The 22,232-nt window shown below is 38.1% G+C and carries 21 protein-coding genes and 1 riboswitch; of the genes, 8 read left to right on the top strand and 13 right to left on the bottom strand.

Going from position 1 to position 22,232, the window contains the following annotated elements:
• The first annotated feature begins 24 nt into the window (after nt 1–24).
• The gene (hemE, locus tag FIT70_RS06635) at nt 25–1,089 is read left to right on the top strand and encodes a uroporphyrinogen decarboxylase (protein WP_139931324.1); all 1,065 of its coding nucleotides are present in this window, start codon (nt 25–27) and stop codon (nt 1,087–1,089) included.
• A 5-nt stretch (nt 1,090–1,094) separates the two neighbouring features.
• Here hemE and htpX read toward each other — a convergent pair whose 3' ends face one another.
• The 6 genes from htpX to FIT70_RS06605 form a co-directional block, all read right to left on the bottom strand.
• Nucleotides 1,095–1,976 (bottom strand): protease HtpX, encoded by an 882-nt coding sequence (gene htpX, locus FIT70_RS06630; RefSeq protein ID WP_139931322.1) that lies wholly within the window; start codon nt 1,974–1,976, stop codon nt 1,095–1,097.
• An 18-nt stretch (nt 1,977–1,994) separates the two neighbouring features.
• A complete protein-coding gene (locus tag FIT70_RS06625; protein WP_139931320.1) occupies nt 1,995–2,489 on the bottom strand; it encodes a glycine zipper 2TM domain-containing protein in 495 nt (164 codons plus the stop codon).
• A 75-nt stretch (nt 2,490–2,564) separates the two neighbouring features.
• On the bottom strand, nt 2,565–2,900 hold the full coding sequence (locus FIT70_RS06620) for a P-II family nitrogen regulator (RefSeq protein WP_139868699.1): 336 nt from the start codon (nt 2,898–2,900) through the stop codon (nt 2,565–2,567).
• A gap of 18 nt (nt 2,901–2,918) precedes the next feature.
• Nucleotides 2,919–6,014 (bottom strand): efflux RND transporter permease subunit, encoded by a 3,096-nt coding sequence (locus FIT70_RS06615; protein WP_139931318.1) that lies wholly within the window; start codon nt 6,012–6,014, stop codon nt 2,919–2,921.
• A 2-nt stretch (nt 6,015–6,016) separates the two neighbouring features.
• A complete protein-coding gene (locus tag FIT70_RS06610) occupies nt 6,017–7,159 on the bottom strand; it encodes an efflux RND transporter periplasmic adaptor subunit (protein WP_139931316.1) in 1,143 nt (380 codons plus the stop codon).
• A complete protein-coding gene (locus FIT70_RS06605; protein ID WP_139931314.1) occupies nt 7,160–8,413 on the bottom strand; it encodes a TolC family protein in 1,254 nt (417 codons plus the stop codon). It lies immediately after the preceding gene.
• A 305-nt stretch (nt 8,414–8,718) separates the two neighbouring features.
• Here FIT70_RS06605 and FIT70_RS06600 point away from each other — a divergent pair, with 305 nt between their 5' ends.
• The 4 genes from FIT70_RS06600 to FIT70_RS06585 are packed head-to-tail and all read left to right on the top strand — an operon-like array spanning nt 8,719 to nt 13,268.
• Nucleotides 8,719–10,128 carry a TolC family protein gene (locus FIT70_RS06600; protein WP_223257732.1) on the top strand — a complete coding sequence of 470 codons (1,410 nt, stop codon included), beginning with the start codon at nt 8,719–8,721 and terminating at the stop codon, nt 10,126–10,128.
• Between the two features lie 5 nt (nt 10,129–10,133).
• A complete protein-coding gene (locus FIT70_RS06595) occupies nt 10,134–11,336 on the top strand; it encodes an efflux RND transporter periplasmic adaptor subunit (RefSeq protein ID WP_139931310.1) in 1,203 nt (400 codons plus the stop codon).
• A 3-nt stretch (nt 11,337–11,339) separates the two neighbouring features.
• The gene (locus FIT70_RS06590; protein ID WP_139884889.1) at nt 11,340–12,044 is read left to right on the top strand and encodes an ABC transporter ATP-binding protein; all 705 of its coding nucleotides are present in this window, start codon (nt 11,340–11,342) and stop codon (nt 12,042–12,044) included.
• Nucleotides 12,045–13,268, top strand: coding sequence for an ABC transporter permease (locus FIT70_RS06585; protein ID WP_139931308.1), 1,224 nt, complete (start codon nt 12,045–12,047; stop codon nt 13,266–13,268).
• Between the two features lies 1 nt (nt 13,269).
• Here FIT70_RS06585 and FIT70_RS06580 read toward each other — a convergent pair whose 3' ends face one another.
• Nucleotides 13,270–13,869 carry a cytochrome b gene (locus FIT70_RS06580; RefSeq protein ID WP_139931306.1) on the bottom strand — a complete coding sequence of 200 codons (600 nt, stop codon included), beginning with the start codon at nt 13,867–13,869 and terminating at the stop codon, nt 13,270–13,272.
• A gap of 166 nt (nt 13,870–14,035) precedes the next feature.
• Entirely contained in the window at nt 14,036–14,464 is a 429-nt protein-coding gene (locus tag FIT70_RS06575; RefSeq protein WP_139931304.1) for a DoxX family protein, read from the bottom strand.
• Nucleotides 14,465–14,536: 72 nt separating this feature from the next.
• Between FIT70_RS06575 and FIT70_RS06570 the strand changes: the two genes are divergently transcribed.
• A complete protein-coding gene (locus FIT70_RS06570) occupies nt 14,537–14,971 on the top strand; it encodes a GNAT family N-acetyltransferase (protein WP_139884882.1) in 435 nt (144 codons plus the stop codon).
• Here the strand turns inward: FIT70_RS06570 and mutY are convergent.
• The 4 genes from mutY to thiC are packed head-to-tail and all read right to left on the bottom strand — an operon-like array spanning nt 14,960 to nt 19,325.
• Nucleotides 14,960–15,982, bottom strand: a complete 1,023-nt coding sequence (gene mutY / locus FIT70_RS06565; RefSeq protein WP_139929207.1) for an A/G-specific adenine glycosylase — start codon at nt 15,980–15,982, stop codon at nt 14,960–14,962. The two genes, FIT70_RS06570 and mutY, sit on opposite strands and share 12 nt — an antisense overlap.
• Nucleotides 15,979–16,626, bottom strand: coding sequence for an exopolysaccharide biosynthesis protein (locus FIT70_RS06560; protein ID WP_139931302.1), 648 nt, complete (start codon nt 16,624–16,626; stop codon nt 15,979–15,981). The genes mutY and FIT70_RS06560 overlap by 4 nt, the downstream gene beginning before the upstream one ends.
• Nucleotides 16,627–16,628: 2 nt before the next feature.
• Nucleotides 16,629–17,429, bottom strand: a complete 801-nt coding sequence (locus tag FIT70_RS06555; protein ID WP_139931300.1) for an undecaprenyl-diphosphate phosphatase — start codon at nt 17,427–17,429, stop codon at nt 16,629–16,631.
• The gene (gene thiC, locus FIT70_RS06550) at nt 17,430–19,325 is read right to left on the bottom strand and encodes a phosphomethylpyrimidine synthase ThiC (RefSeq protein ID WP_139931298.1); all 1,896 of its coding nucleotides are present in this window, start codon (nt 19,323–19,325) and stop codon (nt 17,430–17,432) included.
• 37 nt (nt 19,326–19,362) lie between these two features.
• Nucleotides 19,363–19,458: riboswitch (TPP riboswitch) on the bottom strand.
• Between the two features lie 24 nt (nt 19,459–19,482).
• Between thiC and FIT70_RS06545 the strand changes: the two genes are divergently transcribed.
• Together FIT70_RS06545 and FIT70_RS06540 are read left to right on the top strand one after the other, a co-directional pair.
• Nucleotides 19,483–20,208 (top strand): protein-L-isoaspartate O-methyltransferase family protein, encoded by a 726-nt coding sequence (locus FIT70_RS06545; RefSeq protein WP_223257731.1) that lies wholly within the window; start codon nt 19,483–19,485, stop codon nt 20,206–20,208.
• 6 nt (nt 20,209–20,214) lie between these two features.
• On the top strand, nt 20,215–20,760 hold the full coding sequence (locus tag FIT70_RS06540; protein WP_139931296.1) for an isochorismatase family protein: 546 nt from the start codon (nt 20,215–20,217) through the stop codon (nt 20,758–20,760).
• Here the strand turns inward: FIT70_RS06540 and FIT70_RS06535 are convergent.
• Nucleotides 20,750–22,015, bottom strand: coding sequence for a 3-deoxy-D-manno-octulosonic acid transferase (locus FIT70_RS06535; protein ID WP_139931294.1), 1,266 nt, complete (start codon nt 22,013–22,015; stop codon nt 20,750–20,752). The genes FIT70_RS06540 and FIT70_RS06535 overlap by 11 nt on opposite strands.
• Between the last annotated feature and the right edge of the window lie 217 nt (nt 22,016–22,232).

Here is a 22,232-nt window from a genome sequence, read left to right as displayed (position 1 = left end):
TATTTTTAAGTTTTAAAATCATCTATGACACAACTCAAAAACGATAACTTCTTAAAAGCACTTCATAGAGAACCCACACCATACACACCTGTATGGATGATGCGTCAAGCAGGACGATATTTACCTGAGTATCGTACCACACGTCAAAAGGCAGGTGACTTTTTAAGCCTTTGTAAAAATCCAAATTTAGCGACTGAAGTTACATTACAACCGCTTGATCGTTATTCGCTTTTAGATGCATCCATTTTATTTTCAGATATTTTGACAGTGCCCGATGCGATGGGATTAGGCTTGTACTTTGCAGCCGGTGAAGGCCCTAAATTTGAAAGACCTTTACGTATTGAGGCAGATATTCAGAAATTAAAAATACCTGATATAGATAAAGACTTAAAGTATGTGATTGATGCAGTTTCACAAATCAAAAAAGCATTACAAGGGCGTGTGCCTTTGATTGGATTTTCTGGAAGCCCCTGGACGCTTGCGACTTATATGGTGGAAGGTCAAGGTGGGACTGATTTTTTAACGATCAAAAAAATGGCTTACAGTCGCCCTGATTTACTTCATCACATTTTAAAGACAACGACAGAAGCAGTGACGCAATATTTGCAGGCGCAAATTGAAGCTGGTGTCGATACCATCATGATTTTTGATTCATGGGGTGGTGCACTCTCTCATCAAGGCTATTTGGAATTTTCATTGCCATATATGAAAGTGATTTTATCCAATTTGAAAATGATGAATACTAAAAAAATTCCATCGATCATGTTTACTAAAGGCGGTGGCCTCTGGATAGAGGATCAGTTAATAGCAGGTTCAGATGCATTAGGACTTGATTGGCAAACTGATATTGGAATCGCACGCCAAAAAGTGGGTGAAAAAGTTACTCTTCAGGGTAATTTAGATCCCGCGATTCTATTATCTAAACCTGAAGCAATTGAAAAAGAAGTAAAAAGAATATTAGATAGATATGGCAAAGGATCAGGGCATATCTTTAATCTAGGCCATGGCATTACAGAACACACTCCACCTGAGCATGTCGATGTAATGCTCAACACTGTGCGTGAATATAGCCAACAGTTTCACGCTTAATAAATTTAATTTGCGCTTTGCTGAAGTCTAGCGATACGATCATCAAGGCTTGGATGTGTCGAGAATAATTCCTTGAGCCCTATTCCTTGTTCACCCGAAATGCCCAATGCTGCTATTGATTTTGGTAAAGCGCTTGTTTCGTATTGTGTTTTAAGGCGCTGAAGAGCAGCAATCATTTTTTGTTTTCCTGCGAGTTGTCCACCACCAAAATCAGCTCGATACTCACGTTGACGAGAAAACCACATGACAACGATTGAAGCTAGAACACCCAACAGTAATTCCGAAATAATCATTGTAATAAAAAATGCAGGGCCAGTGCCTTGTCTAGTTTTGAAAACGACTTTATCTACTGTATAACCAATCACACGAGAAAAGAATAATACAAATGTATTCACGACGCCCTGAATTAAAGTTAGGGTGACCATATCGCCATTTGCAATATGCGATATTTCATGACCTATAACTGCTTCTGCCTCGTCTTTTGTCATCATTTCAAGTAAACCCGACGAAACAGCTATAAGAGAGCTATTGCGACTCATGCCTGTTGCAAATGCATTAACAGCTGGAGAGTTAAAAATAGCCACTTCCGGCATCTGAATACCAACGGCTTGAGATTGTTTTTTGACTATATTCATCAGCCAAATTTCATCAGGCGTCTTTGGGTTTTCAATTGTCACAGCGCCCGACATTTGTTTGGCTGACCATTTTGAAATGGCGAGTGAAATGAAAGCACCACCAAAGCCCATCACCGCTGCAAAAATTAATAGGCTATTTAAGTTAAGTCCGTTCGCGTTAAGAAATGGCTCTACACCAAGCAGTCGCATGGTGATAGAGAGTACTAAAACGATTGCAAGGTTTGTAACAAGAAAATAAAAGATACGCTTCATCTTAAAAATACGCTTTCTTTAGTTAAGTTGATCAATAACTGCATTTACTTGGACTGGTACCTTCTGACCTACACGGTACTTTGTTTGTGTTTCTTCTTCAAACTCATGACCATGATATGAAAATACAGTGGTATAGCCTTCTTGAACTCTTTGATAATTGTCACGCTGTGCGCAACGTTCTACATTGCGAGTGTCCGCAGTTGTATCGTCATTTTGCATACGGTCACCAACGACGGCACCTACTGCTGCGCCTACTGCACCCGCAGCTACTTTTCCATTCCCTTTTCCTACTCGGCTTCCAAGTAAGCCTCCAGCGACACCACCAATAATGGCACCTGCAATACCTTTTTCTTTTGGGGGGGCAGCTTCAGTTGAAGTTTGGCATGAAGAAATAGGATTATTCACTTCGATATAACGAGGCGTCACCCGTTTTACGGTTGCCATATCTGAAAATTCAGCTGCATTCGCAAAGCTTGAAGCCAAAACCATAAGAGCGATCAATAGCTTTTTCATGATGTATCCTTTTTATGAATAATTAAATAATTGTAAGATGAGTTTTTAAGATCTTAAGTTCAATTCTATAAAAAATTAAGCCTCTTCAACAATAATTTTTTCAGATAGACGAATCATACGTTCAATGGGCGTAACCCATACCAGTCCATCGCCTTGCTGTCCTGTATGTGCAACTTCGACAATAATTTGTAAAATACCTTCTACTAGATCATCAGGCGTTAGCATTTGAATGAGAATTTTTGGTGTGTAGTCTGTTAATTCTTGCTTTAAATCATCGGTGACTTTTTTTAAGCCGTGGCCACAACCATCAACCTTAGTGACCGTCATGCCAGGAAAATTTTTAAGGTTTCTCATGGCCGAGCGAATTTTAGGTAAGCGGTGAGGGGGAATGATGGCTTTAATTTCTTTCATGGTCGCGATCCTATTAATTTAAGCTTCAATATTTTTTTCTTCAAATCTTTTATATAACGTAGGTAAAACAAGTAGCGTGAGTAGGGTTGAGGTAATAAGTCCCCCAATGACAACAATAGCAAGGGGTTTTTGAACTTCAGAACCTGGACCTGTCGAAAATAAGAATGGCACAAGTGCTAGAAGTGCAACCGTTGCCGTCATGAGCACAGGCCTTAACCTTTGTTTACAGCCCTCGCGAATAGCATCTACTTGCGACATCCCTTCTGAACGTAATTGTTGAATGCAGGTGATTAAAACGACACCATTTAAAACAGCAATACCGCATAAGGCAATAAACCCAACAGACGCAGGTACTGAGAGATACTCCCCTGTGACAGCTAGCCCAAATACGCCACCAATGGCAGCAAAAGGAAGAACAGTAATAATCATCGTGGCATAACGAATGGAATTAAATAAAATGAATAGCAAGAAAAAGATGGCAAGAATAGTCACAGGCACAATGAGTGCGAGGTGATTTAATGCGCGCTGCATATTTTCAAACTGTCCGCCATAAACAAAATAATAACCATCAGGCAGTTTTAATTTAGACTCTAATTTAGTCTGCAGCTCGGCTACAAAACCGCCAAGATCTCTGTCTTTAACGTTCATAGCCACAACAATTCTTCTTTTCGCATACTCTCGACTGATTTGAGCTGGACCATCTTTAATTTCAATCGAAGCTAAGTCTCTAAGTGCAATTTTAGATCCATTAGGAGACGTAAGAAGTGTATTACTAATAGTCTCGACATCGCTACGATGATCTTCAGGAAATCTTATTGCCGCACTAAAGCTTCTTTGGCCTTCAAAAACTCGAGTTGCAATCTTTCCACCAATAGCAGTTTCAATCAGATCATTGATGTCAGACGCATTGAATCCATGGCGCGCAAGAGCTTGCCTATCTAGATTGATATTTAGATATCCTTGCCCTGATACTTTTTCAATTTTAATATCTGCCGCACCTTTAATATGTCCTGCTAATCTTGCTACTTCATCTGCCTTAGCTTTAAGAAGCTTAATATCTTCACCGAAGATTTTAACTGCGACATCAGCTCTGACACCAGTGGACAGCTCAGCAACTCTTGCAGAAATAGGTTGCATCATGACAATTTGTGCACCTAGTAATGTTTTCAATTTACTTTGGATTTCTTTAGAGATGGTGTCTTGAGTCCAGCCTTTAGGCCATTCATCCTTATCTTTTAAACTTACCACTGCTTGTGATTCATTCTGCGATTGAGGATCCGCAGGACTTTCGCCCCGACCGATATTAGACACAACGCTTAGAACACCTGGCACACTTACGATTGCTTTAGTCGCTTTTTTCTCCATATCAATGGATTCTTCCAAAGAAATATTGGGCATACGCGTAATGCTGGCCACAAGCGTTCCTTCTTTCATTTCAGGAATAAAAGAAGTACCTAAAAATGGTAATACAATAATAGATAGTACGAAAACACTTGCTGCAATCAAAATGGTTTTGACTTCATTATTCAATGATAGATCAAGCAATTTAAGATAAGGCGCCTTGATCACTTGAATAATTTTAGTATCCTCACCGCTACCCCCTTTTAAAAAATATGAGCACAACACAGGAGTGATAGTGAAAGAAAGAACGAGTGAAATGAAAAGTGCTATGGCGATTGTGATTGCTAAAGGGCTAAACATTTTTCCTTCCATCCCAGTTAAAGTCATGAGCGGAATAAATACAAGAATAATAATGCCTACACCAAATAGAACTGGCTTACCTACCTCTGTGGCGGATTCCAATACCACACGAAGCTTGCTATTAGATTTGTCATGCCCCAGCCGATGGAACGTATTTTCTACCACCACCACTGAGCCATCCACCATGAGACCGATTGCAATCGTGAGACCCCCGAGCGACATGAGGTTTGCTGAGATACCTAAATAATTCATCGCAATAAATGTGATAAGTGGCGTTAAAAGTAAAGTCATGACCACAATTAAACTTGATCTCACATCACCTAAGAATAAAAATAGAATTGCAATAACGAGGATCACACCCTCAATGAGCACTTTAACCACAGTAAATAATGCAGAATCAACAAGCTTACTTCGATCATAGAACGATTTGATTTGAAGGCCACCAGGAAGCAATTTTTTTTCATTAATTTCATCGACTTTAGTTTTGATACGTGTCACAACTTCTTTCGCATTACCACCCCTAATCATCATGACGATAGCTCCGACTGCTTCGGTGTCACCATTTTTAACTAAAGAGCCTACGCGTACTTCATGACCTAATTTGACTTCCGCGACATCCTTCATGAAGACAGGTACACCATTGCGCTCCTTTAAAACAATAGAACGAATATCATCTAAATTTTGAATAAGGCCTACACCTCGAATGAGAAACTGTTCATCAAATTGTGGAAGAACGCCTGCGCCACTATTAGCATTATTTTTGGCTAAAGCCACATAAACATCATGTAGTTTTAATCCGTGATGATTTAAACGATCAGGATCTACGAGCGCCTGATATTGTTTGATGAAGCCACCAAATGAATTAATTTCAGCAACACCCGGCACACTTCTTAACATGGGACGCACTACCCAGTCTTGAATTGTCCTTCTCTCTGTAAGCTCTTCTTGAGAAATTTCTTTATTTTCATCCCCTGGTTTATCAAGGGTATATTGAAAAATTTCACCTAAACCTGTAGATACAGGACCTAAGACAGGCACAATGCCATCAGGCATTTTTTCCATCACCTCCATTAATCTTTCCATGACCAGCTGTCTTGCAAAGTAGACGTTTGTATTGTCATTGAAAACTAACGTGATAATCGAAAGTGAATTTTTGTTGAGTGAGCGCATGTCGGTCACGCCTGGCAAGCCGGTCATTGCTATTTCAATAGGAATTGTTATAAATCGTTCGACTTCTTCCGGTGATTTTCCAGGTGCTGGTGTTGCAATTTGCACCTGAATATTTGTGACGTCAGGAAACGCGTCTACAGATAATTTTTTGACACCAAAAAATCCTGCGACAAGCAGCGCAAATGCAAAGACTAAAACTACGAGTCTTTGCTGGAGAGATCCCCTGACAATTTTTTCAATCATAACTATTCAAGCTCTTTTTTCTTGCGTTCACTATTCAGATGAAAAGCGCCATCTGAAATAATGGTTTCACCTTCAGCTAAGCCGCTTAGTATGGTGATGAGATTTCCATCTTTATGCCCTAATTGAACTTCTCGCAATCTATAAGTTTTTGGACTGTTTTGAATAAACACATAATTTCGATCATTTTCTCTTACAATAGCTGCAGTTGGAACAGCAAGCCTTGAAACTTTCTTTGCTTGAATATACATTGAAGTGAGCATATCGGGCTTCAAAGATAAACTTTGATTGTCTATTTCAGTCCGAACCAAGACAGTACGAGTTTCTGGATCAACAATACTTCCCTCAAATATAATTTTTGCTTCAATTTTTTTATTTTCTAGCGCAGGAATTTCAATGGTCACGATTTCATCTTTTTGAATAAAAGAAGCTTGCTGTTCAGGAATGTTAGCAACGGCCCATAGCTTTGAAAGATCAGCTACATGGAATAAATTATCCTGAGGATTAACAATTTGACCTAAATTAATTGCGCGAGAGATAATAATGCCATCAGATCGACTAATCACGTCACCATATGAATTGATTTGACCTGAAGATTCTAATTTTTCTAGCGTCTTTTCATTCATACCCAACACCATAAGCTGATCGCGACTCGCCCTATAATCTGCTTTAACTGCATCAAGCTCATTTTCAATGCGTAGCATTTCAGCTTTACTAATGACATCTGCTTCGAATAGAAGTTTAGCTCGCTCAACTGCTTTGGTTTTTAGTCCAATGAGCTGCGTTGATTTAATAAGGGTCAGTTGTGTTTGAGTCAGTTCGATACTGTTTACTTTTGCAAGCACCTGGCCTTTTTTTACAACATCGCCAAGGCTGACATAAAGATCGCTCACTCTTCCTGTTATAGGGGAGCCAATTTTTACAAGCTTTCGATTTTGTGTTTCAAGGCGACCCGGAATCATTAGTGTTTCCCCGACATCTTGATACTTGACTACTTCATTTTTAGTTTGTTTTTGGATTTCTGGAGTAATCATAATCTCTAAGGGATCTAATTTTTTTTGCTCACTCACGTTCTCTGATTTCGAACAAGCCGAAAGCAATAATGTACTCACGAAAATTAAAAATAATTGGCTAACAAGTTTTTTCATTTAAATTTTATTCTCCAGGATATCCATACCTAATAGTTGTTCAATTTCTAAAATAGCTACAATGTAATCATATTTTGATGCTAGATAGTCTTTGCGAACTAAACGAAAAGTTCTTTGTGCATCTAAGTATTCGAGAATACCTCGCTCCCCATAGCGATAAGCTGCCTCAGCTACTTTTAAGACTGATTCTGCTTGACTCAGAAGGCTTGACTCAAAAGTTTTAACCTGCTGTTGAGCAATGAGGTAGCGCTGAAAAGCAGACTCAATGTCTCGCTTTAGAGCCAATTCCTGGTCTGTATATTGCGCTTGTAGTTCTCTATATCCAGCCGCCGCCTCGCCTATTTGTCCTTGTCTTTGATTCCAAATAGGAATGGGGATGCTTACGCCAAAACGATAGCTTGTAATATCAGGATCTTGATCAACGCCAGCATTAAGCGTTAATCCTGGATTGATAAGTTTCTCTTCTAATCGCAATCGATTTTCTGCAATATCTGCTGAGGCTTTGATTTGTTTTAATTTTGGACTTTTAGTAATTTCATTTTTTAATAAATCAGCGTTAAGATTAATATCACTCGGAGGAAGTGAGCCTACTAAACTAAATGAATCAGTAAGTGATTTACTGACCAAACCCCTGAGATAAAATTTACTCTCAGAGATTCTTAATAACGCGGCATCCGCATCTCTTTGTGCTGCAACCAATTCTGTATCTGCTTTAATTAATTCATATCTCGGTGCTTCGCCAACCTCGACTCGGAGAGCAACCTTTTCGCGGATATTTTTTAATGCATCACGATCACCCTCGGCAATTTTTAAGACAGCTTCGTTTTGAAGTACATCATAGAAAGCCTTTTTAATTTGTAACGACAAATTAATCATTGTGGCCTCGGTAACAGATGAAGCGTAATTGACTCTGGATTCGGCAACCGCTTTTTTTGCACCACGAACGTTTGGAAACTCAAGAGGTTGGGATATATTCACCCCATAATTTCTTCGTTGATTTGCGGTAGAATTCGGCGTTCTAAAACGAGAGGGCCCTGTGCCAAGCTCAATTTCTGGATTAAGATAAGATTCAGCAGTCACAACACTTGATCTGGCTGCGTCCTCTTTAGCTTTAAGAACATCTAAAATAGGATTTTCCCTTTTTGCAATATCTATTAAGTCCTGCAAAGTAAAGTTGGGTGATGCAATTACTGAAATGCTTAGACTTAAATTAATTAAAGCAATATATAGGATTTTTTTTAGATTTTTCAACATGTTACAAAAAATTATACTAGGATTGATTGATTTTAACACTGATTCTCGAGGTTTTTAATCCCTAAAAAATTAAGGCTTATAACAACGAATCAGAATTAAATTTTGAGCTCAAAATAGGCATAAAAAAATTGCCCTTTTTATCTTGTCGACTTAATATCTCCAGACCGTTATTTAAGTCTAGCCAAGTAATTACACCTTATTTTTGAATTAAATAGGCTTGAGTCTAGTCTATTTGTCACACTCTCATGCTAAGATTTTGTCCATATGAAGCACTTAACAAGCTTTTTTTAAAAAGATTTTCACATTTGAATTTTCCTCGTTTTTTTCTTACCTTTTCTTTATTAGGAGCCCTTATTCCAGCTCACGCGCTTGAATCAATATGGTATTCAGACAAGGATTTAAAAGAAGGAAATATTCAACTTATCCCAGATGGTTATATCGATTCATCAGGAGGTGACCCATGCAGTCAGAAGGCTTATGACAAACCTTTATCTTTGGTTGAAGTCACCGAAGCGGCACTTTGTCATAACCCTCAAACAAGAGAAGTTTATGCAAACGCTAAAGTTCAAGCAGCACAAGTTGGCGTAGCGCGATCACTCTTCTTTCCATCAGTGACAGATACATTATCCGCAACAGAAAATAAAAATAGGACAACGAACTATTCAAATGCTACAAACAGAATTGTTGCATCTTATCTTTTGTATGATTTCGGCAGTCGCGATGCTAATTTTGAAAATGCTAATCAGCTTTTAAAAGCAGCAAGCGCTACTCAAAATGCAACAGTCCAAACTGTTCTATTAGCTTCAGTGAATGCGTTTTATCAAGTCCATGCAAGTCGAGCAATTCTCAATGCCTCGATTGAGACTGAGCGCCTTTCCCAAGAAAGTTTTAAATCAGCCGAGGCTAAGTACATTGCAGGTGTTGCAACGCCTGCAGATAAACTTCAAGCGCAAACCTCATTTGCTAATGCCACACTGACTAAACTTAGAAACGAAGGCACATTGAAAGTGGCTTATGGAAACCTTGCCAATATCATGGGTGCGCCTGCAAATATTAATTTTCAAATAGCTGACAGCAAGCTTGATGATATTCCTGAATTAATTGATCAAGATATTGATGCTCTCATTGAGCAAGCGAGGCTCCAAAGACCAGACCTAATGGCTAGCGAAGCGCAATTAAAAGCTTCATTAGCTAAAATTGAGGCTTTAAAAGCCGATGCTAAACCTAAAGTTAGGATTGATGCTTCCAATCAATACGATGAAAATTTACTAGGGCAAACCTCTCAAAATACTTCACAACTTGGCATTTTTTTAAGTATTCCTCTTTTTGAGGGTTACAAACCTACTTATCTTATTCGTTCAGCTGAAGCTACTGCAGAATTAAATGCTTCAAGAAGAGATCAGCTAAAACTTCAGGTATCCCTTGATGTATGGACGGCATATCAAAATTTAAAGACAGCAAATGAATCGATTACTGCATCTAATGTTTTGCTTTTAAGTGCTGAAGAATCTTCGCGTGTATCATTAGGCCGATACAAAGAAGGTGTTGGAAATATAATTGATACGCTCAATGCACAAAGCGCTTTAGCCAATGCAAAACAACAAAAAATACAATCGATTTTAAATTGGAATATTGCAAGAACAACTCTTGCTCAATCGATAGGCGTCCTAGATAATGCAATGATTCAAAAATTGCCCGAAAAGAAAAGACAATAAAACATATGAAAAAATTAGCCACCCATTTAATTAATATTGCTTTAATTTTAGCTTTTCTATTTGGTGCTTATTATGTTTATCAGCTATCGAATAAAAAGAAACCCGAAGATTTATTCCGACTCCAGCCGGTCACAATGGGAGACATTGAACAAAACGTTACAGCCAATGGCACGATCAAACCTGTGACGCTTGTGAATGTAGGTACCCAAGTTTCAGGTCGCGTTAAAAAAATCTACGCAGACTATAACGATCAAGTAAAAAAAGGCCAAATTCTTTTAGAGCTTGAAGATGAATTATTTAAAGCACAAATTGCACAATCTATGGGTAATGTAAAAAACAATGAAGCCTCAGTGGAATTAGCTAAAGCGAATGAAGCAAGAATGCAAAACTTATTTCAACAAGAATATGTATCTAAACAAGAGCTCGATCAGTCGATTCAAGCTTTAAAATCTGCCCAAGCGCTATTAAGTACGACAAAAGCACAACTCAAACGTGATCAAACGAATCTTGGTTATTCGATTATTAAGTCACCTGTTTCAGGCGTTGTCGTAGATCGCGAGGTGGATGTGGGTCAAACAGTGGCAGCAAGTTTACAAACACCGACCCTATTTAAAGTTGCGCAAGACTTATCCAAGATGCAAATCGATACAAGTTTTGCAGAAGCAGATATTGGTCGCATTCTGGTAGGTCAAACAGCTAAATTTAATGTAGATGCATTTCCAAATCAAAATTTTGAGGGTGTGGTTAAGCAAATTAGACTCAATCCAACGAATACAGCGAATGTTGTGACCTATAACGTTGTGGTTTCAGTGGACAATCCAGAACAACTCTTATTGCCTGGCATGACTGCGTATGTGAATATTAATTTCGCAAAACATAATAATGTTTTATTAGTGCCTAACGCGGCTTTACGTTATCGCCCTAAAAATGAAGAAATGAAATTAGCCATGAAGAAAGATAAAAAATCAGATGACAATAAAGCTAAAACAAAGAGCGATGGTTTAGGTTCTGGCAAAGTTTATGTCTTAAGAAACAACAAGCCTGAAATGATTAGAGTTAAGACAAGTATTACCAATGGCAAATATACTGAGATTGTGACTTCAGATATTAAGCCTAATGAATTTGTGATTACAGCTGATATGGCAACAGATCAAAAACCAGCTGGCTCAAATGCACAAGGCCCTAATCGTCCGCCACGAGTCTTTTAACCTATGACAAAAAAAGTCATTGAGATTCAGGGTCTTTACAAAGATTACAATACTGCTGCAGGTGTTTTTCCTGTTCTCAAAGATGTGAATCTGACTATTGATGACGGAGACTATGTCGCTATCATGGGTCCTTCAGGTTCTGGTAAATCGACTTTCATGAATATCTTAGGCTGTCTAGATCGGCCAACCAAGGGAGAATATATTCTCGATGGACATTCTGTTAAATCTTTAAGTAGTAATGAGCTAGCAAAGCTTCGTAACAAAACTATTGGTTTTGTTTTTCAGGGCTTTAATTTACTTGCGCGATCAACCCTGGTTGAAAATGTATCATTACCCTTAGTGTATGCTGAAGATCAAAAAGAATTAAGAAATAAGATAGCAAAAAATATTTTAGAAAGAATGGGGCTCGGTAATTATTTCAATTCTAAGCCCAGTCAAATTTCAGGAGGACAGCAGCAGCGAGTTGCTATTGCAAGAGCTCTTGTTAATCAACCACGTATCATTTTAGCCGATGAACCAACAGGTAATTTAGATAGTAAAACGAGCGATGAAATTATGAAAATATTTGATGAGCTTAATCAAATTGGAAACACCATCATTATTGTCACGCACGAAAATGATATTGCAGAACATGCGAGTCGACAAGTACGTTTTTTAGATGGAAAAATTGTAGAAGATTCTCGCAACAAAGAAAAGGCAGAAGCTTAAATGTTTTTTTCTATGTTAAGTGAAGCTTGGCACGCTATGAGCGCAAACCGCCTTCGTACATTTTTAACGATGTTAGGCATGGTGATTGGTGTAGGTGCTGTGATATTGATGATGGCTATAGGTGAGGGTGCCCAACAATCTATTAAACGATCTATTGATTCGATGGGTAGCAATCTATTTGTGATTTTGTCAGGCTCTTCTAGCACCTCAGGTTCGAGAAGTGGTTCAGGTAATTCTTCAGCGCTCAATATCAATGATGCGAATGCGGTTGGGGATTTGGAAGATATTGCAGCTATTGCTCCGATAAGTACTGGCAACGCGCAAATCATTTTTTCAGGTAACAATTGGAATACATCAATTATTGGCACTTCCCCCACCTATTTTTCTATTCGAGGATGGAACGTCGATAGCGGCGAATTATTTTCAGATGCTGATATCCGCTCTGCAAATCGAGTGGCCCTTATCGGAAAAACAGTTGCTGAAAATTTATTTGGTGATGATATAGATCCTATTGGTAAAACGATTCGTATTAAAAAAAGCCCATTTACAATTTTGGGTGTTTTAGAAAGTAAAGGGCAAAGCTTCGATGGCCGAGATCAGGACGATACCATTATCGTACCTATCACAACAGCGCAGAGAAAATTATTTGGTAATCAAATTCCAGGAAGTGTCCGTATGATCATGGCGCAAGCTAAATCAGAAAAATATATGGGGGTTGCTGAAGATGCGATTAACGATTTGATTCGTCAGCGACATAATATTCGTGAAAATGCAGAAAGTGATTTTTCAGTAAGAAATTTAACAGCGATGGCCAAAACTGCAAGTGACACGGCAAAAACGATGTCAATGTTGTTAGGTGCGATTGCGTCTATTTCCCTTCTTGTAGGTGGCATCGGTATCATGAATATCATGCTGGTATCGGTCACTGAGCGCACACGTGAAATCGGCATTCGTATGGCGATAGGTGCACGTGAAAAAGATATCCTACTTCAATTTCTTTTGGAGGCTTGCGTGATTTCTATCGTAGGTTGTGTGATTGGTATCGCGCTTGGATTAGGCGGCGCACTTCTTGTAAAAAAGATGGTAGGCGCCGAAATTTTAATTTCAATGCAATCCATTGTATTAGCTTTTTCGGTGGCAGCGAGTGTGGGTGTCTTCTTTGGTTATTATCCAGCAAGTAAGGCTGCCAAGCTTCATCCAATCGAAGCTTTAAGATACCAATAATTTATTTAAAAGTCATACGTTTTAAAGTGCCATCCTTATTCACAAATGTATGTTTCAGGACAGCAAGGATATGAAGTCCCAATAAGACAAGAAGAATAATGCCAATAATTTCATGCGCATTTTTAAAGATATCTCTCATAGCATCATCTCCTAAACCCTCAGCTAATGGGATACCAAACCACTTAATGCCATATTTACTATAGAGTGCCATCGCTGCACCAGATAGAGGAATTAAAACCATAATAAGGTATAGAGCATGATGGGTAGCATTCGCTAATTTTTTCTCCCAAGCCTTCATCGTTTTAATAAGGGCTGGTGCTGGATGTGTCAGTCTCCAAAAAACTCTAAATGCAATCAAACCTAAGATTGTGATACCGAGTGATTTATGAAGATTAAAGTAAAAGGTGCGAGGAGAAACTTCTGCGCTCAATTGCCATGTATAAATGCCTAAATCAAATAAATCAAAACTCATAGCTTTAGGAGCCTCTTTCGGTAAGTCCTCCATATACCAGCCAAATAAAAACATAAAGATAATGCCAAAACCAATGAGCCAATGAAGAATAATCGCGGTCTTTGTATATTTTGTGGATGCTGTTGCCATAATAGTTCCTTATATTTAGTAAAGCTTGATTTCTATTCTAACGCACTCAAAAATATTGAGCATACTTAAATTATTTTAATGATAACCATGGTTGATAGCAATATGTGACATAGATCAATATAAAAAAAGCAGCCTTGATGGCTGCTTTTTTAAATTTCAGTGAATCTTATTTGCGCTTTTTTGTTTTACTTACATTATCAAGTGCAAATGTGGTGACAGGATTTTGCATTAAAACAATCAAGCCACCTGTAATTGCTAAATACTGAAGCGCTTGTTGAAGCGGTATGAGATAAACAGGAGCAGGCAAAATGGTGAATGTATATAAATAAGATAATGCATTAATGAGTGTATAAATAGTTAATACTAACGCAGTTACTCTTGTTTTAAAGCCCACAAAAAGAGCTAAACCACCTAAAAGTTGCACAATGACTGAGATCGGTGCAAAAATACCTGGAAGACCATGACTCATCAATCCGTTTTGGTAAGCGATATAACCATCCGGTGTATTCATAATGCCGTTAAGTGAAATGAGAATGGATACAAGAAAAATTTGTGCAATAAATACACGTGCAATAGCAGGTAAAAATTTATTCATACAATCCTTAAAAATAAATATAAAGAAAATACATCATGCCTATAACAGCATCAAGATGCAAGTATTTCACCTATGAAAAATAATCTGAAAATTGAGATCGTAAAGTGGATAGATGGCCTTTCACAACTTAAGAATATTCGCGAGAAAGTGTTTATTCAAGAACAAAAAGTCACGCCTCAATTAGAGTGGGATGGTATGGATGAAAAAGCAATTCACTTTTTAGTTTTTAATGATAAGGCCGCTATTGGATGTGCAAGGGCTATAGTGATAAAAGATCATATGCAATTAGGACGTATGGCAGTATTAAAAGAGTATCGTGGTCAAGGCATTGGAAGTGCCTTACTAGAAAAGGCCATGACGATAGCAAAACTTAATCAACTCTCAGCAATTTATATCAGTGCGCAGTGCCATGCGATCGATTTTTATAAAAAATTTGGATTTGAAGTAAAGAGCGATATTTATTTGGATGCGGAGATTCCGCATCGAGATATGACATTAGATTTTTAAAAGTATTTTCTTAATGATCGAGGGAATGGCTGCCCCTTCAATATGATTTAACGAGAGCCAAGTGTGAGGAATTTTTGAGCGCTGCGATTTGGCCTCAAGGATGCTATAAGTAATATCAAGTTTGAAATGCGTAAACGTCGTTGAGGCTTTTAAATCTTTTTTTAGCAAACTCGTTTCTAATCCAAAATGTTTCTTAATCCATGTTTTAGGTGTGATCGATGTATTTTCATGTTGAGGTAGGGACCAAAGCCCTCCCCATATCCCACTTTGAGGACGTTTAACAAGCAAGATCTCATCGTGATGTTTGATGATTATCATATGGGTAGATTCTGTAGGTATCTTTTTTTGAGCGCGAGGGGTGGGTATGAGATGGACTTTGCCCTTTTGAAATGCGAGGCATGTTTTTTTTAGAGGACATAAGTTACATTGGGGTTTTTTATTGCATAAGGTCGCCCCTAAATCCATAAGTGCTTGTGTATAAGTATCGATATTTTTATTTGGAAGAAGTGACTCTGCGTAATGCCATAATTTTTTTTCTGTTTGAGGTAAGCCAGTCCATTCCGAAATTAAAAAATAACGACTTAAGACGCGCTTTACATTACCATCAAGAATCGCTTTCTTTTGATTAAATGAGAATGCAGCGATGGCACCTGCAGTTGAGCGTCCAATGCCAGGTATCTTCATCATCATGTCAAACTCAGATGGAAAATTACCCTCCATCTCGCCCACAATCATTTGTGCACCTTCATGTAAAAAACGTGCACGTCGGTAATACCCCAAACCACTCCATAATTGCATGACCTCTTCTTCATCGGCATTTGCCAATGCTTTGATAGTTGGAAATTTTTTCATGAAGCGATTGTAGTAATCAATGACGGTTGTAACCTGTGTTTGTTGCAACATGATTTCAGAGACCCAAACTGAGTAAGGATCTTTAGATTGTTGCCAGGGTAAATGATGTCGACCTGACTTGGCATGCCAAGCAATTAAAAGGTCAGCAAACGATTTCATGAAACGAGTTGATGAAGCCAATGGCTAAAATTATGGAGTCCTTCTAGCCCTAAAAGATAAAGACCTATGAAAAATGCAGCAAAATAAAGGATGGTAAAAAGAATCCAAAAGAAAGCGATCAAAATAAAAAATCCATCTTTATGGAGTTGGCCTAGTGCACAAAAAACAATGGCAAGGCCAGGAAAAAAATTATTTAAAGGGAGTATGCCAAAGGGCACTGCCATGAGGACACCTGAGAGAATGAGAATGAAAGCTTCAATTCGAATGCCTAATGAACCTCGGATTAATAAAGCTAAACGAGGCCTTGTAAACTTTTCAGTCCATTGAATAATTTTAATAGCAGCATTTGTAATACGTCGCCAATTGTCAGCGCTTAGCACAATCTCGTTTATTTTCTGAGGCAAATGCGGAGCGGTATATCCCTTTAAAATTTGCCAGCCAAAGGCAGCGAAAGTAACCCCACCTAATACACTGATAGGCCCCACTGGAAAGGGCTGCATAAAAGGGAGTGCCAATAAAAAACTGATGAATGAAAATCCAAAATGATTGAGTGCTGATAAGCCTTCTTCGATGTTAACCGATTGACGTTCGGCTTTTTTGGCTATGCCATGGAGTTTTTGAATGAGTGCTTGATGGTTAGACATGATCACTCGCTAAAATAAATAAAAACGAGGATACCCAAAATAATGCGATACCAGGCAAAAACAATAAAGGTATGTGTGGCGACAAAACGAATAAAAAGTTTAATGACAGCATAAGCACTTAAAAATGCAGTGACAAAACCAATTGCAAAAATAGGTAAATCTTGCATGGTTAAATCTTGGAAATTTTTGATTAAATCAAATAGTGAAGCTGCTGCAATGACAGGAATCGCAAGATAAAAAGAAAATTCAGTGGCTGTTTTACGATTTAATCCTGTAAGCATGCCACCCATGATGGTTGCAGCAGCTCTTGATACGCCAGGAATTAAAGATAAGCATTGCGCGCAACCAATTTTAAATGCTTGCATCATGCTGATATCGTTTGTAGCTTTTGTATTCGCTCTTAAGGGACGTTTTTCAATAGCTATCATCACAATACCTCCTAGAATGAGAGCGAGTGACACATAAAGCGGTGAAAATAAATAAGCCTTAATCGCTTTATGAAATAAAAGACCTAAGATCGCTGCCGGCAAAAATGCAATGAAGAGTCGTAAGACAAAGTTTTGTGAGGTTTTATCATGAAGTGCATTGCTTGCGACTTTGAAAAGTGTTTTGCGATATTCGACGACTATTGCCAGAATCGATCCTAACTGAATAAAGATCTCAAAAACATTTGCAGAAGCTCGGTTAAATTTTAAGAGTTCAGCTGCAATAATTAAATGGCCCGTAGAGCTCACAGGTAAAAATTCGGTGGCTCCCTCTATGAGGCCTAAAATGAAACTCGAAAAATAAAGTGAGAGGTCCATTTAAGTTTTTTGGTAGATCTCAACACCCTTCTTAATAAACTCAATTGATTTTTCTTCCATACCTTTTTTCAATGCTTCATCTTCTTTCATCCCTTTAGATGCAGCATAGTCTCTGACATCTTGTGTGATTTTCATGGAACAGAAATGTGGGCCACACATGGAGCAAAAGTGTGCTTGTTTAGCACCTTCTTGGGGCAAGGTTTCATCGTGGAATTCTTTTGCTTTTTCCGGATCTAAACCTAAATTAAATTGATCATCCCAGCGGAACTCGAAACGTGCTTTCGATAAAGCATTGTCGCGGATTTGTGCGCCTGGATGACCTTTAGCAAGATCAGCCGCATGCGCTGCAATCTTATAAGTGATGATGCCTACTCTTACATCTTCTTTATCAGGTAAACCTAAATGTTCTTTAGGTGTGACGTAACATAACATCGCACATCCATACCAGCCAATCATCGCAGCACCAATGCCGGATGTGATGTGATCATAACCTGGTGCAATGTCGGTGGTCAGAGGACCTAGTGTATAAAAAGGAGCTTCACCGCAATGCTCAAGCTGAAGATCCATATTTTCTTTAATGAGGTGCATTGGCACATGTCCTGGGCCTTCAATCATACATTGCACATCATGTTTCCATGCAATTTGTGTGAGCTCCCCTAAAGTTTTAAGTTCTGCAAACTGGGCCTCATCATTCGCGTCATAAATAGAGCCAGGTCTTAAGCCATCCCCTAAACTAAAGCTGACATCATAAGCTTTCATAATTTCGCAAATTTCTTCGAAATGTGTGTAGAGGAAAGATTCTTTGTGATGTGCTAAACACCATTTCGCCATAATTGATCCGCCGCGACTCACAATCCCGGTCATACGTTTTGCAGTCATCGGTATATAACTTAATCTCACACCTGCATGAATCGTAAAGTAATCGACACCTTGTTCTGCTTGTTCGATGAGTGTGTCTTTAAAAATTTCCCAAGTAAGATCTTCAGCTTTGCCATCTACTTTTTCGAGCGCCTGATAAATTGGGACAGTACCGATGGGTACCGGACTATTACGAATAATCCATTCACGTGTTTCATGAATATTTTTTCCTGTTGATAAGTCCATCACGGTATCCGCACCCCAACGTGTACCCCAAACCATTTTTTCAACTTCTTCACTGATACTAGAGCCTAGAGCCGAATTGCCGATGTTGGCATTAATTTTCACTAAAAAATTACGACCAATAATCATGGGCTCTGTTTCAGGGTGATTAATATTGGCAGGAATAATGGCGCGACCGCGCGCCACTTCATCTCTTACAAATTCAGGTGTGATAAGTTTAGGAATAGCTGCGCCAAAATCATGACCTGGATGTTGTGTTTGTAACAAAGCAGACATATCTTCGCGTCTTTGATTTTCTCGAATGGCAATGTATTCCATTTCAGGCGTAACAATCCCTTGTTTAGCGTAATGCATTTGCGACACATTTTTACCTGCCTTGGCACGACGTGGCTGCCTTAATAAATTAAAACGCATTTTGGTGAGTTCAGGATTTGTTTTGCGTTCATGTCCGAAGACCGATGTAGGACCGTCTAAAAATTCGGTGTCATTTCTTTCATCAATCCATTGAGATCTTAATGACGGAAGTCCATTACGAATATCAATTTGATAATCAGGATCTGTATAGGGGCCTGAAGTGTCATACACCATGACTGGTGGATTTTTTTCAGCACCAAAAGATGAGGGCGTATCAGATAAAGATATTTCTCTAAAAGGAACTTTTAAATCAGGACGTGAACCCGTGACATAGACTTTTTTTGATTTTGCAAAAGATTTAAGCGCTTCAGGATCGAGAGAGGCTGTTTCGTTTAAAAATTGATCAATATTTTTTTTTAATTGTTTATCGGTCGCGTTCATGAATTACTCCTTAAATTTTTTGTCATACCGTAAGGAGTCTTTTAGAGGACTGCATTCCCTACGGCGGTATTACCCGCATCAGGTTCAAAGGGTTTTTCTCACCACCTTATTAAGTGGACCCCTAGCACCCCATAAAATTACGCGAAACCCCTGTGAAATGCAAGTTAGATTTATATTTAATCTATATCAAAATGATGAACTTTTCTTTGGTTATAATGTGAACATGACACTGAATGCTATTGAACAACATCGCTTTAATATGATTGAGCAGCAAATCCGTACCTGGGAAGTCTTAGATCCCGAGGTGCTTAATTTGCTTCATCAAGTGCCGCGTGAAAAATTTGTACCGACTGAATATCAAGGAGTAGCTTTCGCGGACACTGAAATTCCTTTGTATGAGGATGTATGCATGTTAGCTCCTAAATTAGAAGCAAGACTCATTCAATCTTTATCACTTCAAAAAAAAGATCATGTCTTAGTGGTGGGTTCTGGAAGCGGCTACCTATCAGCGCTGACTGCAAGTTTAGTTAAAAATGTGGTCTCAGTCGACATCAATCCTTATTTCACAAAACTTGCTAAACAAAACTGTCAAAAAATAAAACTTAATAATATTGAATTTGTAACGGGTGATGGCTCATTGGGCTGGTTAAAAAATCAACCTTATGATGCTATTTTATTTGCGGGTTCACTACCTCATCTACCGGTAAGTATTCGAAATCAATTAAATGTGAATGGAAGACTCTTGGTTATTCTAGGCGAAGCGCCCTCGATGCATGCAACTTTAATTACAAGATTGAACGATCAGGATTTTGAAGAGGAAATTTTATTTGAAACGGTTGTGCCTTCTTTGCAAGTGAAACATGAAAATACATTTATATTTTAATTTCTAATGATTAATGATCAACTTTTAAGTCAAGTAGTGGTGATTGATATACAAGATAAGCTTGTGGATGTCATGCCTAAAAATGAAATTAAAAAAGTTATTGATACATCAAGCATTCTCGTTCAAGCAGCAAAAATTTTAGATGTACCTTGTCTTTATACGGAGCAATATCCGAAAGGCCTGGGCGCTACAGTCAAAAAGTTAAAATCATTATTACCTTATTCTGCCATAGAAAAAAAAGCATTCTCATGCCTTGATGAGCCTAGATTTAAAAGTGCTTTAGTGAAATCAAGACCACAAATAATTTTATGCGGATTAGAAACACATATTTGTATCTTGCAAACAGCATTAGCTTCAAAAGCGGCAGGCAAAGAAGTCTTTGTGGTGGAGGATGCAACACTCTCAAGATCGAGCCTTCATCACCAAAATGCAATCGCACGATTAAGATCTGAAGGTATTGTGATTACGAACATAGAGTCCGTCATTTTTGAATGGTTACGTGCAGCTGAAGGTGATCAATTTAAAGCGATCACCAAACTTATCAAATCATAGATTTAATTTTATTTACGATTTTTAATGTGGCACCCTGATGTGCAAGCATGATTTCTCCGCAGGCTTTCTTCATTTTTAATTGAGAGGAAGGTTTAAGCATGCGAGGTAATACTTTTTCTAATTCATCCAATGTTTGAATTCTCAATCCTGCACCTGTGTGGATAGCTTCATTTGATACATCATAAAAATTATATGTATGAGGACCTAAAATTACAGGCACGCTCATAGCCATGGATTCAATAAGATTTTGTCCCCCATAAGGTAATATCGTGCCACCCATGAGTGCAATATTCGCTATGTTGTAATAACTGTACATCTCACCCATAGAGTCGCCTAAAATAAATTGGTAAGGTTTATTTTTGATTTTTTTGTCACTGCGCTTAATAAATGACACACGATATTTTTTTAACAGCAGCTCAACTTCTTTAAAACGTTGTGGATGTCGCGGTACAAAAATTGTGACGAGACTTTTATATTGAAGCTTTAATAAGCTCTGCAAAATAATCTCTTCTTCATTTCGTCTTGAGCTCGCAATCAAAAGTACTAACTGGTGTTTTAAATGCAAGTGTTTTTTGAGTGTTGCACTTTGTTTATTTATATCACGCGGAGGAGCTACATCAAATTTTAAATTACCCATCACTTCAACGTTTTTTGCGCCAAGCGCTTCAAAGCGTTTTGCATCGTTCCTTGTTTGCGCGAGTACACTTTTAAGTTCTTGAAGCGATGGCTTTACAAGAAACGAAATTCTTTTATAAAGTTGAAAAGATTTTTCAGACAAACGCGCATTCACTAAATAAAGTGGAATAGATTGTTGAAAAGTCTGATGAATCAAATTAAACCAAAGCTCTGTTTCAAGTAAGAGTCCGATTTCTGGTTTAAAGGTATTTAAAAATCTTTTTGTGGCACCTGGTGTATCAAAAGGAAGATAGATACGGTTAATTCGAGAATCTTTAATATCAATTGAAGTCGCTCGCCCTGTCGGCGTGCCATGCGTGATGAGCAAATAATGACGCGGATATTTTTTTAAAAAAAGTTTAATCAATGGAATGGCAGCTTTTGTCTCACCTACAGAAACAGCATGAATCCAAAGTGTTTTTCGTTTGCTCCAGATTTGTTTTGTAGAAGTGCTATAAAAACCATAGCGCTCGCTCCAATATTTTAGGTAGTCAGGCTGCCTAAAACCTCGGTAAATCAGCTTAAAACAGGTGAATGGGAGAAGAAAATAGACTAAAAGACTATAGAAAAAGCGAATCATGCTGATATTTTCTCATAAACCATCTTGATGAACTTGTGTTTAATTTATTTTTAAAGAAAGGTCTTGCTTAAGTTCTAAAAATTAAACTCGAAAAACGAGGGTTAACTTTTGCCCTAAATTTGTGCATATATTTCAATTGACGGACTACTAGGTCATGGATAATATGTTTAAAAAATCACTATATATTGTGGTTTTAAGCAAAAATACCATCTAGCAC

The sequence above is a fragment of the Candidatus Methylopumilus universalis genome, assembly GCF_006364435.1.
Lineage (GTDB): Bacteria > Pseudomonadota > Gammaproteobacteria > Burkholderiales > Methylophilaceae > Methylopumilus > Methylopumilus universalis.
This window is presented reverse-complemented; position numbering and strand designations above follow the sequence as displayed.

Excerpts from the sequence above, each read along its gene's own strand:
- FIT70_RS06625 (WP_139931320.1), bottom strand. The coding sequence starts at position 2,489 with ATGAAAAAGCTATTGATCGCTCTTATGGTTTTGGCTTCAAGCTTTGCG.
- FIT70_RS06535 (WP_139931294.1), bottom strand. The coding sequence starts at position 22,015 with ATGATTCGCTTTTTCTATAGTCTTTTAGTCTATTTTCTTCTCCCATTC.
- FIT70_RS06610 (WP_139931316.1), bottom strand. The coding sequence starts at position 7,159 with ATGAAAAAACTTGTTAGCCAATTATTTTTAATTTTCGTGAGTACATTA.
- FIT70_RS06540 (WP_139931296.1), top strand. The coding sequence starts at position 20,215 with ATGATTAATGATCAACTTTTAAGTCAAGTAGTGGTGATTGATATACAA.
- htpX (WP_139931322.1), bottom strand. The coding sequence starts at position 1,976 with ATGAAGCGTATCTTTTATTTTCTTGTTACAAACCTTGCAATCGTTTTA.
- mutY (WP_139929207.1), bottom strand. The coding sequence starts at position 15,982 with ATGAAATCGTTTGCTGACCTTTTAATTGCTTGGCATGCCAAGTCAGGT.
- FIT70_RS06590 (WP_139884889.1), top strand. The coding sequence starts at position 11,340 with ATGACAAAAAAAGTCATTGAGATTCAGGGTCTTTACAAAGATTACAAT.
- FIT70_RS06560 (WP_139931302.1), bottom strand. The coding sequence starts at position 16,626 with ATGTCTAACCATCAAGCACTCATTCAAAAACTCCATGGCATAGCCAAA.
- hemE (WP_139931324.1), top strand. The coding sequence starts at position 25 with ATGACACAACTCAAAAACGATAACTTCTTAAAAGCACTTCATAGAGAA.
- FIT70_RS06580 (WP_139931306.1), bottom strand. The coding sequence starts at position 13,869 with ATGGCAACAGCATCCACAAAATATACAAAGACCGCGATTATTCTTCAT.
- FIT70_RS06545 (WP_223257731.1), top strand. The coding sequence starts at position 19,483 with ATGCAAGTTAGATTTATATTTAATCTATATCAAAATGATGAACTTTTC.
- FIT70_RS06575 (WP_139931304.1), bottom strand. The coding sequence starts at position 14,464 with ATGAATAAATTTTTACCTGCTATTGCACGTGTATTTATTGCACAAATT.
- FIT70_RS06605 (WP_139931314.1), bottom strand. The coding sequence starts at position 8,413 with ATGTTGAAAAATCTAAAAAAAATCCTATATATTGCTTTAATTAATTTA.
- FIT70_RS06620 (WP_139868699.1), bottom strand. The coding sequence starts at position 2,900 with ATGAAAGAAATTAAAGCCATCATTCCCCCTCACCGCTTACCTAAAATT.
- thiC (WP_139931298.1), bottom strand. The coding sequence starts at position 19,325 with ATGAACGCGACCGATAAACAATTAAAAAAAAATATTGATCAATTTTTA.
- FIT70_RS06585 (WP_139931308.1), top strand. The coding sequence starts at position 12,045 with ATGTTTTTTTCTATGTTAAGTGAAGCTTGGCACGCTATGAGCGCAAAC.
- FIT70_RS06570 (WP_139884882.1), top strand. The coding sequence starts at position 14,537 with ATGAAAAATAATCTGAAAATTGAGATCGTAAAGTGGATAGATGGCCTT.
- FIT70_RS06615 (WP_139931318.1), bottom strand. The coding sequence starts at position 6,014 with ATGATTGAAAAAATTGTCAGGGGATCTCTCCAGCAAAGACTCGTAGTT.
- FIT70_RS06595 (WP_139931310.1), top strand. The coding sequence starts at position 10,134 with ATGAAAAAATTAGCCACCCATTTAATTAATATTGCTTTAATTTTAGCT.
- FIT70_RS06555 (WP_139931300.1), bottom strand. The coding sequence starts at position 17,429 with ATGGACCTCTCACTTTATTTTTCGAGTTTCATTTTAGGCCTCATAGAG.